Source organism: Paraburkholderia sp. SIMBA_027, assembly GCF_046535315.1.
GTDB classification, from domain to species: domain Bacteria; phylum Pseudomonadota; class Gammaproteobacteria; order Burkholderiales; family Burkholderiaceae; genus Paraburkholderia; species Paraburkholderia tropica.
In genome coordinates this window covers 1-270 of record NZ_JAWRWY010000619.1, presented here as the reverse complement: position 1 = coordinate 270, position 270 = coordinate 1, and the positions used below count along the sequence as shown (strand labels likewise).

At 65.2% G+C, this 270-nt stretch carries 1 pseudogene; it reads right to left on the bottom strand.

Annotation, left to right across the window (positions count from 1 at the left end):
- Positions 1 to 69: 69 nt before the first annotated feature.
- A pseudogene (locus tag SB764_RS40485) lies at positions 70 to 270 on the bottom strand (anion permease); the annotation flags it as partial.

The window sequence follows — 270 nt, the reverse complement described above, 5'->3', positions numbered from 1 at the left end:
ACTGCAGAAGCGCCAGCTCGCCGATCAGCTCGCGGCCACGCGCCAGATGCTCGAAGCCAACGAAATGCTAATGGCTGTGCTGAGCCACTGGCCCGCCTTGGTCGTGAGCAGCGCGGTGCCCAGACTGATGCCCACGCCGAACACGATCACCGTGCCCCAGGGAATGCGGCTCTGCACGGTGTTCCAGTCCATCACGCCGAAGCGCGGCAGCAACAGCAGCACGAGGCCCACGTAAGTCACCGAGGTGGTGTCGAAGGTGTGCAGCCTGCC